Origin of the sequence: Streptomyces huiliensis, assembly GCF_020037025.1 — a bacterium.
Taxonomy (GTDB): Bacteria; Actinomycetota; Actinomycetes; order Streptomycetales; family Streptomycetaceae; genus Streptomyces; species Streptomyces huiliensis.
Genome location: NZ_JAIQLH010000062.1, coordinates 1 through 15826 on the forward strand (window position 1 = coordinate 1; position 15826 = coordinate 15826).

Genomic DNA, 15826 nt, shown 5'->3' on the forward strand with positions numbered 1-15826 from the left:
GGGCGACCGCGCCCTGACCGAACCGGCGCCCGGCGTCTGACGCCGATCCCCCCTTTTTTCTCTCCCCCCACCCAGCAGCCGGCAAGGCGCTACCGCGAGCAAGGGAGCCCGCGATGAGCAGTGCGATGAGCAACGCGATGAGTGAGCTGATCACGGCGGACCTGGTCGACCTCGACCTGTCCGCCGGCACCAAGGAGGCGGCCGCCCGGTCACTCGCCCTCCGCATGCGCGACCTCGGCCGCGTCACGGACCTGGAGGGCTTCCTCGCCGACGTGGCCGCGCGCGAGGCGCAGATGCCGACCGGCCTCGACGGCGGCATCGGCATCCCGCACTGCCGCAGCGCCCACGTCACCGCGCCGACCCTGGCCTTCGGCCGCTCCGCCGCCCGCGTCGACTTCGGCGCCCCGGACGGCCCCGCCGACCTGATCTTCCTGATCGCGGCCCCGGCGGGAGCGGACAGCGACCACCTCACGATCCTCTCGGCCCTCGCTCGGCAGCTGATGAACGAGGAGTTCACGGGGGCGCTGCGCACGGTGGAGGACGCGGGGGAGGCGGCGGCGCTGATCCGGGGCGAGGCAGAGCCCCCTGAGCGGAAGCCCGAGCCGGAGCCGGAGGTCGAGCCCGAGGAGGTCGAGCCCGAGCCGGAGGTCGAGCCCGAGCCGGTACCTGAGCCGGAACCCAAGCGGGCGTTCCACATCGTCGCCGTCACCTCCTGCCCCACCGGCATCGCGCACACCTACATGGCCGCCGAGGCCCTGGAGCGCGCCGCGCGGGACGCGGGCGTCGGGATAACCGTCGAGACGCAGGGGTCCGCGGGCTTCACCCGGCTCGACCCGGCCTTGATCGAGGCCGCCGACGGCGTGATCCTCGCCCACGACGTCGAGGTCCGCGACCGGGACCGCTTCGCGGGCAAGCCGGTCGTGGACGTCGGCGTCAAGGCCGGCGTGAACCGCGCCGCCGAACTCGTGGCGGAGGTACGGGAGAAGGCCGCCCGCGGCGACGTCCGCGCGCCCCGGCCCGCCGCGCCCATGGACACCGGCGCCGAGGGCGGCGACGGCTTCGGGACGAGACTCCGCAAGTGGCTGATGACGGGCGTCAGCTACATGGTTCCCTTCGTCGCGGCGGGCGGCCTGCTGATCGCCCTGGGCTTCGCCATCGGCGGTTACGAGGTGAACAAGGCCCCGTCGGTGGCCGAGCACTTCGCCTGGACCGAGTCCGCGAGCTGGGCCGCGCTCCTCTTCCAGACCGGCGGCGTGGCGTTCGGCTTCCTGGTGGCGGTCCTCGCCGGGTTCATCGCGTACGGGATGGCCGACCGCCCCGGCCTCGTCCCCGGCTTCGTCGGCGGGGCCATCGCGGTGAAGGTCGACGCGGGCTTCCTGGGCGGGCTGATCGCCGGTCTCCTCGCCGGCGGGGTGGTGATGGCGGTCCAGCGGGCACGGGTGCCGGCCGTGCTGCGCGGGATCATGCCGGTGGTCGTCATTCCACTGGTCTCCTCGGCGGTCGTCGGCTTCCTGATGTTCCTGGTGGTGGGCAAGCCGCTCGCCTCGCTCCAGTCCGCGCTGACGGACTGGCTGAGCGGGCTGAACGGCACGAACGCCGTGTTCCTCGGCGCGCTGCTCGGCCTGATGATGTGCTTCGACCTCGGCGGCCCGCTCAACAAGGTCGCCTACGCCTTCGCCGTCGGCGGCCTCGCCGACCCCAACGACGGCAGCCTGAAGGTGATGGCCGCCGTCATGGCCGCCGGCATGGTCCCCCCGCTCGCCCTGGCCCTCGCGACGACCGTGCGCGGCCGCCTCTTCACCCCGGCGGAACGCGAGAACGGCAAGGCCGCCTGGGTGCTCGGCGCCTCCTTCATCACCGAGGGCGCCATCCCGTTCGCGGCGGCGGACCCGCTGCGCGTCATCCCGTCGGCGATGGCGGGCGGCGCCGTCACCGGCGCCCTCTCCATGGCCTTCGACTGCACCCTCCGCGCCCCGCACGGCGGCGCCTTCGTCGTCCCCCTGATCGGTGCCCCCTTCCTCTACCTCCTCGCCGTCGCCGCCGGCACGGCGGTGAGCGCCGCCCTGGTCGTCCTGCTGAAGAGCGCGAACGCGGGGAGCGTCGCGCACTAGCCTCCGTACAGCTCCCGGTACGACGGGAACACCCCTCCCGGGCCGTCCACGCTCTCGGCGGCGAGGAGCGCCTTGCCCACGGCCCGGGTCAGGACGTCCGCGCCGGCGGCGAGGATCTCGTTGACGGTGCCGAGCGGGAAGCCGGCGTCGCCTTGGGCGGCGCCCTGGACGGCCAGGGGGCGGCTGCCCGTCGCCAAGGTGAAGACCGTGTCGCCGTCGGTGAGCAGGTGGGCGGGGCGGACCGCGCGGGCCAGTCCGTCGTGGGCCGTGCCCGCGAGCTTCTGCGCCTGGGCGCGGGTGAGGGCGGCGTCCGTGGCGACGACGGCGAGCGTCGTGTTCAACGGCTGCCGGATCGTGCCCGCCGCCCGGCGCGCCGTCTCCTCCCGCGCGGCGGCCAGCGCGCGCCGCGCCGCCTCGTGGCGGGCGGGATCGGGGTACTCGACCCGCTCGCCGGCGTACAGCCGCGCGTACAACATCCCCGTCGCCGGGTCGACCACGTCGCCCGCCGCGTTGACCGCCGCGAGCGCCGCGACCGTGAACCCCGACGGGAGGACGAGGCTCGCCGTGCCGATGCCACCCTTCAGGCCCCCGGCGACGGCCCCCCTGCCCGCGCCGACGTTGCCCTGCACCACCGGCGCGCCGGACCCGGTGCCCGCCGCCGCCTCGATCGCCGCCCGGCCGAGGGCGGCGTCGGGCCGGGCCCGCCAGGCGCCGCCGCGGCCGAGGTCGAAGAGGGCCGCGGCGGGGACGACGGGTACGACCTGCGTCGGGCCGGGGCCGACCGGCACACCCCGGCCGGCCTCCTCCAGCCAGGCCACCGCTCCGGACGCGGCGTCCAGCCCGAAGGCGCTGCCACCGGTGAGGACGACGGCCTCCATCCGCTGCACGAGGTTCCGGGGATCGAGCGCGTCGGTCTCCCGGGTGCCGGGGCCGCCGCCCCGGACGTCGACGGCGGCGACCGCGCCGCCCGGTTCGGTGAGCACCACCGTCGTCCCGGTGAGCGCGCCGGGGCCGGCCAGTTCCGCGTGCCCGACCCGGAGCCCCGGCACATCGGTGAGAGCGTCCAGCGGACCCGGCCGGACGGCGTTCCGTGCGCTGTCGGTGTCAGTCATGCGCCTTGCGTACCACGCCGGCCGTCACGGAGCCGGACCTCCTTCCGGCCTTCTCGGCCCACCGCCCGCCTCTTCCTGCTCCTCCTGCAGCGCCGTCCCGCTCCGCGCCGTCAGGGTGACGCCCACCACGACGGTGGCGGTGGCCACCGCCCCGGCCAGCAGGACGGCCCAGCGTCCCGCGAAGGTGCAGGCCAGCACCAGCACCGCCGAGACGGGGAGTACCGCCTGCTGGAGCAGGCCGCGTTTCTGGTGCCGGGAGTGGATCAGCCACACCGTGAACATGAAGAGGGCGGCGGCGAGGGTGACCGTCCCGGAGGCGGCGAACGTGGAGAGGTGCGCCTTGCCGGTGGCCTCCTCGATCGCCACCTCGATGCCGGCCCCGATCGCGGCGGCCGAGCAGAAGACGAGGTAGTGCCCGTAACCCCAGAGGAACGCCTGATGGTTGGAGATCAGGTGCAGGTGGATGGGGACGGCGAAGTAGATCCAGTAGGCGGCGAAGATGAGCAGGAGCCCGCCCGCGGCGATCGGCAACAGGACGCCCAGCGCCCGGTGTTCGTCGACGGCGGACTGGACGGCAACGGTGGCGGCCGACACCGTCTCGCCGAGCACGATGATGGTGAACAGGCCGTAGCGCTCCGCGATGTGGTGCGGGTGCCAGCCGGTCTGGAAGTCGCGCTCGGCCCAGACGGGGACGGCCATCTCGCAGACCGCCATGCCCAGGAAGAGCCAGGGTTTGGCGCCGTCGGGCAGCAACAGCAGGCCCAACCAGCCGACTTGGCAGACGGACACGCCCGCCGCGTACCGCAGGGCGGTCCGGCGTTCGCGGCCGGCCGTGGAGAGGCCGGCGCGCAGCCACTGGGCCACCATGGCCAGCCGCATCACGAGGTAGCCGAACCAGATCAGCCGGAAGTCGCCGGAGTCGAAGGCGCGCGGGACCCCCGCCGCGAGCACCAGCACGCCCGCGATCTGCACCAGCGTCATGCCGCGGAACAGCACGTCGTCCGTGTCGTAGGCGGAGGCGAACCAGGTGAAGTTCATCCAGGCCCACCAGATGGCGAAGAACATCATCAGGTAGCCCTGGACGCCGTGGCCGGTGTGCGCCTCGGCCAGCGCGTGCACCAGTTGCCCGCCCGCCTGGGCCACCGCGACCACGAAACACAGGTCGAAGAACAGCTCCAGCGGGGTGGCGGCGCGGTGCTCCTCGTCCCGGCCCCGGGTGGCCATCCGGCGCAGTACGCCCGAGCCGCCCGCGAGCCGCCGACGCGGCGTATCGCTCATGCGGCGATTGTCACCGCTCGTGACGGGCGCCGCGACCGGGGCCGCCCGTACCCTGGTGTCATGAGCAGCACCGCCCCCGAACCGAAGCCCGCGGCCCTGATCTTCGACGATCCGCTGGACCGGCAGTCGACGGACGACACGGACCGCGGCTGGGGCGAGCGCCCCACGGGCCACGGCTCCGCCGCCGACCTCGCCCGTTTCCTGGACGAGAAGCCCCCGCACCACATCTGACCGCGGCGGGCGCGAGGCGTCCGGTACGCGGGGCGCTACCGCTGCGCCGGTACGGAGTCCGAGCCCGGGCCGCGTCGCTGCTCGACGAGGGTGTCCCGGATCTGCGCGAGCAGCTCGATCTCCGTCGGCTCGGCCGGGCCGTTGTCCTCCGGGCGGCGGGCCGCCTGGCGGTCCTGCCAGCGCTTCATCGGCAGCAGCATCAGGAAGTAGACCACCGCGGCGGTGATCACGAAGGTGAGCGTGGCGCTGAGCACCGAGCCCCACTGGATGTAGACGCCCTGGGTCACCTCGCCCGAGGCCTTCCTGGTGCACGGCCCCTTGAGGCACGCCGCGTAGCGGTCCAGGTCCTTGGTGCCGAAGGCGCCGACGATGGGGTTGATCACGCCCTTGACGACCGAGTTCACGATGTTGGTGAACGCCGCGCCGATGACAACGGCGACCGCCAGGTCGATCACGTTGCCCCGCATCAGGAACGCCTTGAAGCCTCCAAGGATCCCTGTCTTCTTCTCGCTCACCGAACAACCCTTCTCTGCGTGCCGCTGTACCGGAATGGTGGGTTCCATAACATACGAGACGGTCCGGGCGTTCTGTCCAATCCGCCGCCGCGGTTGGTGAAGCGGGCGTCAGCGAAGACCCTGGTACGCGAGCAGTGCCCAGCACAGGATCACCGCCCCCGCCGCGAGAAGTGCCCGTCCCGCGGTCTTCCCCCACGCTCTACTCCCCACCCGCACGGGAGCGAAGTGCGGCACCTCGCAGGCGGGCGGCGGCGCCCACGACGGCCTGGGCCGGCCGCGCGAGGGAGGAATGTGCGAGGAAGAAGCGTGCGTAGAGGAAGAAGCGTGCGTAGCGGAGGCGTGCGAGAACGGGACATGCGAGAACGGGACGTGCGAGGGAGAAGGCATGGCAAACACCGCCTAGCGTGGAGGAGTTCCGACCACCGACTCCCCCTACGATCCCGGCTTTCCGCAAGTCCCGCTGGGGCCTGTGGACAGAATTCGCGGCTGTGGAAAACCTCGCCACCCCCGCGGGGGAATCCCCCTGTCCGGTGGACGCGGCTCACTCGACGCGGCCCCAGCCACTCACCGCCCCCAGCCACTCACCGCCCCCAGACCTCTCAAGGCAGCTTGATCCCCAGCTCCCACCCGTCGTGCACACTCACGCACAGACAGTCCCGCTCCGCCTCCGCCGGCATCGCCCCGACCACGTCGAAGAGCACGCCGCGCAGCCGCTCCACGTTCTCCGCGAAAACCCGCAGCACCTCCTCGTGCGTCACGCCGTCGCCCGTCTCCGCCCCCGCGTCCAGGTCCGTGACCAGCGCCATCGACGTGTAGCAAAGCCCCAGCTCACGAGCGAGGGCGGCTTCCGGGTGCCCGGTCATGCCGACCACCGACCAGCCCTGCGCCGCGTGCCAGCGCGACTCGGCGCGGGTGGAGAAGCGCGGCCCCTCGACCACGACCATCGTCCCGCCGTCCACCGGCTCCCAGTCCCGGCCGCGCGCCGCCGCGAGGGCCGTCGCGCGTCCGGTGGGGCAGTAGGGGTCGGCGAAGGCGAGATGGACGACCTGGGGGACGGTGCCGTCGGGGAGCGGCTCCCCGTCGAAGTAGGTCTGCGTCCGGGTCTTGGTCCGGTCCACGAGCTGGTCGGGCACCAGCAGCGTGCCGGGCCCGTACTCCGGCCGCAGCCCGCCCACCGCGCACGGGCCCAGGACCTGGCGGACGCCCACCGAGCGCAGGGCCCACAGGTTGGCGCGGTAGTTGATGCGGTGCGGCGGCAGGTGGTGGCCCCGGCCGTGCCGGGGGAGGAAGGCGACCCGGCGCCCCGCCACCTCGCCGAGGAACAGCGAGTCGCTCGGCGGCCCGTACGGGGTCTCGACGGTGATCTCCGTCACGTCGTCGAGGAAGGAGTAGAACCCCGAGCCTCCGATGACGCCTATCTCCGCCCGCGCTCCGGGCGTACCGGTGGTTTCGGCCGTCTCGGCCATACTCGTGTTGACCATGCCGTCACCCTAGCCGCGCACCTCGCGCGCGGGCCGGGCCCCGGCGGAAACGCCAAACGGAGCCCGCCGCCCCGCGGTGGGGGTGACGGACTCCGTGTGCGCTGTCCGGTTGAGTGAGTGCCTCAGGCGGCCGACGACGCGGTGGTCGTGGACCCCGACGAGGACGAGCCGCTCGACGAAGACGAAGACGACGAGGACGACGACGCGGCAGCCGTGGACGTCTTCGAGGAAGACGAGGACGACGACGCCGGCGTGCTGCTGGACGACGAGCCGCGGCTGTCGTTCCGGTAGAAGCCGGAGCCCTTGAACACGATGCCGACGGCGGAGAACACCTTCTTCAGGCGTCCGTCGCAGCTGGGGCAGACGGTCAACGCGTCGTCGGTGAACTTCTGCACCGCCTCAAGGCCCTCGCCGCACTCGGTGCACTGGTACTGGTAAGTCGGCACTTCTCCTCCTGGCACTCTCACTCAATGAGTGCTAACGATGCTCCATAGTGCAGTATTCCGGCGCCTCAGTCCACCGAGACGGGCTCGCGGTGACCGACCCCACGCCCGACGATCCGCGACGTGGCGGCCTCCGGGGTGAGCCGGCTCCGCAGCAACAGCAGCACCATCAGTGCCAGCGCGGTGCCGCACAGCGGGACCAGGAAGCCGGTACTGGCGCTGTGCTTGTCCACCAGGCGGCCGGCCACCGTGGAGCCGGCGGCCTGGCCCAGGCCCACGGCGCCGGTCAGCCAGGTGAACGCCTCCGTGCGGGAGCCCGCCGCGACCAGGGACTCGACCAGCGTGTAGCCGGTGATCAGCGCCGGGGCGATGCACAGGCCCACGACCAGGCCGAGCCCGCCCAGCAGCGGCACCGCGTGCACCGCCCACAGGGGCGTGGTGGCCAGGGCCAGCAGCGGGTACGCGACGAGCAGCCGGCGCTGCGGGGTGCTGCGCCAGACGACGGTGCCGCAGATGATGCCCGCGATCATGTTCCCGGCCGCGAACGCGCCGTAGAGCAGACCGTTGATGCCCGGCTCGCCGATTTCCTTGGTGAAGGCGGTCAGCGACATCTGCATGCCGCCGAAGACCGAGCCGATGCCCAGGAAGACGAAGATCAGCACGCGGACGCCCGGCACGGACAGCGCGGAGGCGCCCTTCTCCCGGGCCCCGCCCGCGCCCCCGCTCGGCTGCGGCTGGGTGCGGCGCTGGGTGGCGAAGAGCACGCCGCCGACGACCGTCAGGACCGCCTCGGCGATCAGACCGGCCGACGGGTGGACGCTGGTGCAGAGCGCGGTGGCCAGCACCGGACCGACCACGAACGTGAACTCGTCCGTCACGGACTCGAACGCCGCCGAGGTCGCCATCAGCGGCGAGCCCTCCAGCTTGGCCGCCCAGCGGGCCCGCACCATCGGACCGATCTGCGGGGTGGAAGCACCGGCGGGTACGGCCGCCGCGTACAGCGCCCACAGCGGCGCGTGGGACAGCGCCAGCGTGATGAGCAGCGAGATGGCCGCCGCGTGCACCACGATGCCGGGGAGCAGCACCGCGGCCTGCCCGAAGCGGTCCGCGAGCTTGCCGCTCTGCGGGGCGAACAGCGCCATGGAGACGCCGGCCGTCGCCGAGACGGCACCCGCCGTGGTGTACGAGCCGGTGGTGTTCTGGACCAGCAGCAGGATGCCGATGGTCAGCATCGCGAACGGCTGCCGGGCCAGGAAGCCGGGGAGCAGGAACGTCCAGGCGCCGCGCGTGCGCAGCAGACTGCCGTACCCGGGACGGGCCCCGGCGGAGTCATCGACCGTGGTCTCCACGGCCCTTGCCTTTCCGCCGCCTGGTAGCACGCCCCGCACGGGGAGAGCCGTCACGGAGCGCGCCGAGAGCTGTCCTCTCGCGCAGGACCGTGGTAGATGCCGATCCGGCCGCCTCGTGATACGCGACCGCGGCCGCCGTGCGGTCGCGCCAGCTCTGCATCAGGCAGAGATGGTTCGGTGTGTTCAGTAGTGATAAGTAGGGAAAAGCGCAGGTCCTCCGGCCCGTGGGGACTCGCCCGCCGGGGCCTCCGGCACCAGCCGGAGGATCGTACGAAGAACCTACTTCCTCCCTACCATACCTGCCGCTCGCTTCCGCACGCTTTTCCCCGCGGAACCGGCCTTCTCCGGTCTGCCCGGCTTCGCGGGCTTCTCCGGCTTCTCCGGGCCCGGTTTCTCCGGCGTCTCCGGAGAATCGGTTCTTCCGGAGGGGCCGGCCCCCTTCCCGCCGGCCGCCGGATCCGCCTTCCGCTTCCCTCTGCCGGACGACGGCTCCGGCGCGGGCCCGGCACCGGACCCCGCCCCCGTCCCCAGCCAGCCGGCCAGCTTGCCGCCCTCGCCGACCGCGCGCAGCCGCTTCTCGGCCGCGTCGCGCACCGGATCCGTCGCCACGACCAGCAGCTCGTCCCCGTACCGCAGGACGGTCGAGGGGGCCGGGACGAAGCTCTTCCCGTCCCGTACCACGAGCGTGACGGCCGAGCCGCCCGGCAGTCGCAGCTCCGAGACCTCGACGCCGTGCATCTTCGAGCCCTCGGGGACGGCCACCGACAGCAGATGGCCGCGCAGCCGCTCCAGCGGGGCGGACTCGATCCCGAGGTCGGTCGCCTCCGTCTCGCCCAGGCCGAGGCGGCGGGCCAGCCAGGGCAGCGTCGGCCCCTGGACCAGGGTGTAGACGATCACCAGCACGAAGACGATGTTGAAGATCCGCCGGCTGTCGGGGACCGCCGCCACCATCGGGATGGTGGCCAGCACGATCGGCACCGCACCGCGCAGCCCGGCCCAGGAGAGGAGTGCCTTCTCCCGCCAGGGCGTGCGGAACGGCGCCGTACTGAGGAAGACGGAGACCGGCCGCGCGATCATCGTCAGGACCAGGCCGACGACGAGCGCCGGAACGATGTCGTCACCGAGTTCGTGCGGGGTGATCAGCAGACCGAGCAGGACGAACATCCCGATCTGGGCGATCCAGCCGAGCCCTTCGGCGAAGCCGCGGGTCGCCGGCCAGTGGGGCAGTTTCGCGTTCCCCATGATCAGCGCGGCGAGGTAGACGGCGAGGAACCCGGAGCCGTGGGCCAGTGCGCCGCCCGCGTACGCCATGGTGGCGATGGCCATCACGGCGATGGGGTACAGACCGGACGCGGGCAGGGCCACGTGCCGCATGCCGTACGCGCCGAGGAAGCCGATGGCGAGGCCGACGGCCGCGCCGATGGCCAGTTCGAGGGCGATCTTGCCGAGCAGCAGGTACCAGTGCTCGACGGGTCCCGCGGCCGAGAAGGCGACGACGAGGATGACGACGGGAGCGTCGTTGAAGCCGGACTCCGCTTCCAGGACGCCGGTGAGCCGGGCGGGGAGCGGGACGTTCCGCAGGACGGAGAAGACGGCCGCGGCGTCCGTCGACGACACCACCGCGCCGATGATCAGTGACTGCCGCCAGTCCACGCCGGCGAGGTAGTGGGCGGCGGCCGCGGTGACTCCCACACTCACCGCGACACCGAAGGTGGACAGGACCGCGGCGGCGGGCAGGGCCGGTTTGATCTCCTGCCACTTGGTGCCGAGACCGCCCTCGGCCAGGATCACCACAAGTGCCGCATAACCGATGACCTGGGTCAGACCGACGTCGTCGAAGGAGACGCCGATGCCGTCCTGTCCGATCGCGACGCCGATGCCGAGATAGACGAGCAGGCTGGGCAGCCCGCTGCGGGAGGAGACCCGTACCGCCGCCACCGCGACGAGCAGAACGAGCGAGCAGACGAGCAGGAGTTCGTTGAGGTGGTGGACAGTCAGGGGCCGCTCCCATCACTAGGACTCCGGCCGGTGTCTGAAGGAACGTTCCTGCGAACGCCTTCCTACGAACGACCGGAACTTCATTGCCTCTCCTAATATTTTACGGGTTCTTAACGCGGTCCTGTCCGGGCGAGGGAACGCGAAGCCCCGCCGGACCGTCGGCCGACGCCTCTCCGAACCGCTCTCGAACCGTCCTCGAACGGCCGCGGCCGGGCTCCGCGACGACTCCGCGTCGGGCCGCCGGGCGCCCTGCGCCTATGGTTGCTTCCAGCACTCCAGGACCACCCGGCCCCGCGAAGGACAGCGATGCCCCCCAACAACACCGGCCCTTCCGGCAAGAAAAAGAAGGGACGACGCGCTCGCCTGATCGTGATCAGCCTCGTGCTGCTGCTCGTGGCAGGGGTCGGATACGGGACGTACTGGGGCGTCAGCACCGTCCGCGCCTCGTTCCCGGAGACATCCGGAACGCTCGCGCTCAAGGGACTGAAGAGTCAGGTCAAGGTCGAGCGGGACGGCAACGGGATCCCCCAGGTCTACGCGGACAACGCCGAGGACCTGTTCCGCGCCCAGGGCTTCGTCCAGGCGCAGGACCGCTTCTGGGAGATGGACGTCCGGCGGCACCTGACGGCCGGGCGGCTCTCCGAGATGTTCGGTTCCGGACAGGTGGAGACCGACGCCTTCGTCCGCACGATGGGCTGGCGCAGGACCGCGCAGAAGGAATACGACAGCAAGCTGTCGCCGGAGACCAAGAAGAACCTCCAGGCGTACGCGGACGGTGTCAACGCCTATCTCGCCGACCACCAGGGCAAGTCGCTGTCCGTCGAGTACGCGGCCCTGGAGTTCGAGAACGACTACAAGCCGGAGAAGTGGACCCCGGTCGACTCCGTCGCCTGGCTGAAGGCGATGGCCTGGGACCTGCGGGCCAACATGCGCGACGAGATCGACCGCTCGCTCGCCGCGACCCGGCTGAGCCCGCAGCAGATCGAGCAGCTCTACCCGTCGTACCCGTACGACCGGAACAAGCCGATCGTCGAGGGCGGCGCGTACGACGCGGCCGGCAAGACCTTCGACCCGAAGGGCACGCCGTCGGCCACGCAGGGGACGCAGGGCACCCCGGGGTCTCAGGGGACCCAAGGAACGCAGGGAACGCCCGGCGGCCGGGGCACTCAGGGAACGCAGGGCACACCCGGCACCCAGGGCAACCGCGGCACACAAGGCACGCAAGGCACCCCGGGCACGCAGGGCACCCCCAACGCCGGCGTCCCCAACAAGGGCACCGGCGGCGCCTCCGCCGGCGGCCTGCGCACCGGCCTCGCCTCCCTCTCGAAGACGCTCGACAAGCTCCCCGCCCTCCTCGGCCCCAACGGCAACGGCATCGGCTCCAACTCGTGGGTGGTCTCCGGCCAGTACACGACCACCGGCAAGCCGCTGCTGGCCAACGACCCGCACCTCGCGCCACAGCTGCCGTCCGTCTGGTACCAGATGGGCCTGCACTGCACCAAGACCAGTGAGCAGTGCCCGTACGACGTGGCCGGCTACACCTTCGCGGGCATGCCCGGCGTCGTCATCGGCCACAACAAGGACATCGCCTGGGGCATGACCAACCTGGGCGCCGACGTCGCCGACTTCTACCTGGAGAAGGTCAACGTCAACGGCACCTACCAGTTCGGCGGCAAGGAACTGCCCCTCGCCACCCGCAAGGAGACCGTGAAGGTCGCGGGCGGCAAGGACCGCGAGTTCACGATCCGCGAGACCAACAACGGTCCGCTCGTCTCCGACCGCAACGACGAGCTGGGCAAGGTCGGCCAGGACGCCCCGGTCAAGGGTTCGGCCCCCGACCGCGCCGAGGGCTACGCCGTCGCGCTGCGCTGGACGGCCCTCGACCCGGGCAAGACGATGGACGCCCTCTTCGAGCTGAACCGGGCCACGGACTGGGACTCGTTCCGGAAGGCCGCGTTCGACTTCGCCGTCCCCTCGCAGAACCTGATCTACGCGGACACCAAGGGCAACATCGGCTACCAGGCCCCCGGGCAGATCCCGCTGCGCAACAAGAAGCACGACGGCCGCCTCCCGGCGCCCGGCTGGGACCCCGCCTACAAGTGGAAGGGGTCCATCCCGTCGGCCGCGCTGCCCTGGGACTACAACCCCAAGCGCGGCTACATCGTGACCGCCAACCAGGCCGTCATCGACCCGAAGTATCCGGTCCCGCTCACCTCGGACTGGGGCTACGGCACCCGCAGCCACCGCATCACCGAGCTCATCCAGTCGAAGATCAAGGACGGCGGGAAGATCTCGACGGACGACATGCAGAAGATGCAGACGGACAACGCCAGCGAGATCGGCAAGCTCCTGACGCCCTACCTGCTCAAGATCAAGCTCAAGGGCCCCAACCAGCGCGAGACGACGTACCTGCGCGAGGCCCAGGAGCTGCTGAAGGACTGGGACTACAAGCAGGACGCCGACTCGGCCGCCGCCGCCTACTTCAACGCGGTCTGGCGCAACACCCTCAAGCTCGCCTTCGGCAACAAGCTCCCCAAGGAGCTGCGCGTCAAGGGCCAGTGCCTGCGGGTGCGCCCGGCCCACGACTCCGGTCCCAAGGAGGACCTGGACGGCAAGACCCGCCTGGTCATGGAGTGCGGCGAGCGCGAGCCGGACGCGGCGCAGCCGGACGGCGGCGACCGCTGGATCGAGGTCGTCCGCAGCATCCTCGACAAGCCCGACAACGCGTGGTGGAAGACCAGCGGCCGCAACGGCGCGAAGAACCGCGACGACCTGCTGGCCCGGGCCATGAAGGACGCCCGCTGGGAGCTCACCTCCAAGCTCGGCAAGGACGTCTCGTCCTGGAGCTGGGGCCGGCTGCACCAGCTGAACCTGAAGAACCAGACGCTCGGCAAGGAGGGTCCCGCGATCGTCCGGTGGATGCTCAACCGCGGGCCCTGGAACCTGGCCGGCGGCGAGGCCGCCGTCAACGCGGCCGGCTGGAACGCGGCGGGCGGCTACGAGGTGGTCTGGGTGCCGTCCATGCGGATGGTCGTGAACCTGGAGGACCTGGACAAGTCCCGGTGGATCAACCTCACCGGCGCGTCCGGCCACGCCTACCACGCCAACTACTACGACCAGACGGACAAGTGGGCCAAGGGCGAGCTGCTGCCCTGGGCCTACACGCCGGGGGCCGTGAAGAAGGCGTCGGAGAACACGCTCACGCTCACGCCGTGAGGCACGTGCTCTCCGACGGACGCTCTCCGTCAGATGAACGGGCGCCGGTCAGGCCGGCGCGAAGCGGCGCACCCCGGCAGGGGTGACCACCGCGTGCACGGGGTGGTCGTGCGGTTCCTCCGGGACCCGCCCGACCACCTCGTCGTCGTAGAGGAGCACGATCAGGGCGGGCGTCGCGCCCGCGCGCTCCAGGCGCGCCAGTACGCGGTCGTACGAGCCGCCCCCGCGCCCCAGCCGCATGCCCCGGCCGTCCACCGCGAGGCCGGGCAGCAGCACCGCGTCCGCCCCGGTGACGGCGTCGGGGCCGAGCCGGGGCCCGTCCGGCTCCAGCAGCCCGCGGCCGGCTCTGACCAGCCCTTCGGGGCCGCGGTAGACGCCCCAGTCGAGGTCGTTGTCGGGCAGCAGGACGGGTAGCAGCACCCGGACGCCGCGGGCGCGCAGGGCGTCCAGGAGGGCGCGGGTGCCCGGTTCGCGGCCGACGGAGACGTAGGCGGCGACCGTCCCGGCGTCCGCGAGCTCCGGCAGGCCGAGCGCGCGCCCGCCCAGTGCCTCCTGTGCTCCCTCGACCGCCTCGGGGCTCAGCGCCCTGCGCCGGTCGAGGAGAATTCGCCGCAAGTCGGCCTTGCCGCCATCTGCCGTGCCCATTGTTCGTACAAACTCCTTTTCTCGGTTCATACTCGGTGGAGCCGCATCTTCCACTCATTCGCAACGGATAGTGTTCGCCCCATGACTCACGCGCGACCTCGGATCAGCAAGGCTGTCATTCCCGCCGCCGGCCTGGGAACCCGGTTCCTGCCGGCGACGAAGGCCACGCCCAAGGAAATGCTGCCGGTCGTCGACAAGCCGGCCATCCAGTACGTGGTGGAGGAAGCGGTCGCCGCGGGCCTCACGGACGTCCTGATGATCACCGGCCGCAACAAGCGCCCCCTGGAAGATCATTTCGACCGGAACTACGAGCTGGAGGAGGCCCTGCGCCGCAAGGGCGACGCCTCCCGCCTCGCGCGCGTGCAGGAGTCCAGCAACCTGGGGACGATGCACTACGTCCGCCAGGGCGACCCCAAGGGCCTCGGCCACGCCGTGCTCTGCGCCGCGCCGCACGTGGGCAACGAGCCGTTCGCCGTCCTGCTCGGCGACGACCTGATCGACGAGCGGGACGCCCTGCTCTCCCGCATGGTCGACATCCAGCGGCGCTCCGGCGGCAGCGTGATCGCCCTGCTGGAGGTCGACCCGTCCCAGGTCCACCTCTACGGCTGCGCGGCGGTCAAGCCCACCGACGCCGAGGACGTCGTCGAGGTCACCGGGCTGGTCGAGAAGCCCGACCCGGCCGAGGCGCCCAGCAACTACGCCGTCATCGGCCGCTACGTCCTCGACCCCGCGATCTTCGACGTGCTCCGCGAGACCCCGCCCGGACGCGGCGGCGAGATCCAGCTCACCGACGCCCTGCAGGCCCTCGCCGCCGAGCCCGGCCTCGGCGGGCCGGTGCACGGCGTGGTGTTCAAGGGACGCCGGTATGACACCGGTGACCGTGGTGACTATCTGCGTGCCATTGTCAGACTGGCATGCGAACGTGAAGACCTGGGGCCGGACTTCCGGGCCTGGCTTCGTAGGTACGTCACCGAGGAGATGTAGCCCTGTGAGCCTTGTGAGCGACGCCGCCGCGGCCGCGACGGGCACGGACCGCCTCTGGTCCGTGGACGAGCACCTCGCCGACATCCTGCGCACGGTCCGGCCGTTGGAGCCCATCGAGCTCCAACTGCTCGACGCCCAAGGCTGCGTGCTCGTCGAGGACGTCACGGTGCCGGCCGCCCTGCCGCCCTTCGACAACAGCTCGATGGACGGCTACGCGGTCCGGGTCGCCGACGTCCGGGACGCGAGCGAGAAGTTCCCGGCGGTGCTCACGGTCGTCGGCGACGTCGCGGCGGGCGGCGACGAGGCCGTCGCCGTGGGGCCGGGCCAGGCCGCGCGGATCATGACGGGGGCGCCGCTGCCGCCCGGCGCCGAGGCGGTCGTCCCCGTCGAGTGGACCGACGGCGGGCTCGGCGGCGGCCCCGCCACCACGATGTCCGCCGGCGGCCTCGCCGGCGGGGCGGCG

12 protein-coding genes and 1 pseudogene are annotated in these 15826 nt (G+C 72.0%); 5 read left to right on the top strand and 8 right to left on the bottom strand.

Annotated features, from left to right (window positions below):
* The first annotated feature begins 137 nt into the window (after positions 1–137).
* A complete protein-coding gene (locus JNW98_RS13555) occupies positions 138–2111 on the top strand; it encodes a PTS fructose transporter subunit IIABC (protein ID WP_223768445.1) in 1974 nt (657 codons plus the stop codon).
* Here JNW98_RS13555 and JNW98_RS13560 read toward each other — a convergent pair.
* Together JNW98_RS13560 and JNW98_RS13565 are read right to left on the bottom strand one after the other, a co-directional pair.
* Positions 2108–3223: a P1 family peptidase gene (locus JNW98_RS13560; RefSeq protein ID WP_223768436.1), complete on the bottom strand. Its 1116-nt coding sequence runs from the start codon at positions 3221–3223 to the stop codon at positions 2108–2110. The two genes, JNW98_RS13555 and JNW98_RS13560, sit on opposite strands and share 4 nt — an antisense overlap.
* A gap of 24 nt (positions 3224–3247) precedes the next feature.
* Positions 3248–4501: a low temperature requirement protein A gene (locus JNW98_RS13565; RefSeq protein ID WP_223768437.1), complete on the bottom strand. Its 1254-nt coding sequence runs from the start codon at positions 4499–4501 to the stop codon at positions 3248–3250.
* A gap of 60 nt (positions 4502–4561) precedes the next feature.
* Here JNW98_RS13565 and JNW98_RS13570 point away from each other — a divergent pair, with 60 nt between their 5' ends.
* Positions 4562–4732, top strand: a complete 171-nt coding sequence (locus JNW98_RS13570; RefSeq protein ID WP_223768438.1) for a hypothetical protein — start codon at positions 4562–4564, stop codon at positions 4730–4732.
* Positions 4733–4767: 35 nt separating this feature from the next.
* Here JNW98_RS13570 and mscL read toward each other — a convergent pair whose 3' ends face one another.
* The 5 genes from mscL to JNW98_RS13595 form a co-directional block, all read right to left on the bottom strand.
* On the bottom strand, positions 4768–5247 hold the full coding sequence (mscL, locus tag JNW98_RS13575; RefSeq protein WP_223768439.1) for a large conductance mechanosensitive channel protein MscL: 480 nt from the start codon (positions 5245–5247) through the stop codon (positions 4768–4770).
* 599 nt (positions 5248–5846) lie between these two features.
* Positions 5847–6728 (bottom strand): S-methyl-5'-thioadenosine phosphorylase, encoded by an 882-nt coding sequence (locus JNW98_RS13580; RefSeq protein WP_223768440.1) that lies wholly within the window; start codon positions 6726–6728, stop codon positions 5847–5849.
* A 122-nt stretch (positions 6729–6850) separates the two neighbouring features.
* Positions 6851–7174, bottom strand: a complete 324-nt coding sequence (locus tag JNW98_RS13585; protein WP_223768441.1) for an FmdB family zinc ribbon protein — start codon at positions 7172–7174, stop codon at positions 6851–6853.
* Between the two features lie 65 nt (positions 7175–7239).
* Entirely contained in the window at positions 7240–8520 is a 1281-nt protein-coding gene (locus JNW98_RS13590; protein ID WP_223768442.1) for an MFS transporter, read from the bottom strand.
* 279 nt (positions 8521–8799) lie between these two features.
* On the bottom strand, positions 8800–10518 hold the full coding sequence (locus tag JNW98_RS13595) for a potassium/proton antiporter (RefSeq protein ID WP_223768446.1): 1719 nt from the start codon (positions 10516–10518) through the stop codon (positions 8800–8802).
* 306 nt (positions 10519–10824) lie between these two features.
* On the opposite strand from JNW98_RS13595, the gene JNW98_RS13600 reads away from it, so the two are divergent.
* Complete coding sequence (locus JNW98_RS13600) at positions 10825–13734, top strand: penicillin acylase family protein (protein WP_223768443.1); 2910 nt, start codon at positions 10825–10827, stop codon at positions 13732–13734.
* 48 nt (positions 13735–13782) lie between these two features.
* Here the strand turns inward: JNW98_RS13600 and JNW98_RS13605 are convergent, their stop codons facing one another.
* On the bottom strand, positions 13783–14379 hold the full coding sequence (locus JNW98_RS13605) for a 5-formyltetrahydrofolate cyclo-ligase (RefSeq protein WP_223768444.1): 597 nt from the start codon (positions 14377–14379) through the stop codon (positions 13783–13785).
* Positions 14380–14460: 81 nt separating this feature from the next.
* Between JNW98_RS13605 and galU the strand changes: the two genes are divergently transcribed.
* The gene (gene galU / locus JNW98_RS13610; protein WP_171166786.1) at positions 14461–15363 is read left to right on the top strand and encodes a UTP--glucose-1-phosphate uridylyltransferase GalU; all 903 of its coding nucleotides are present in this window, start codon (positions 14461–14463) and stop codon (positions 15361–15363) included.
* Between the two features lie 13 nt (positions 15364–15376).
* Positions 15377–15826 (top strand): annotated as a pseudogene (locus tag JNW98_RS13615) (gephyrin-like molybdotransferase Glp); the annotation flags it as partial.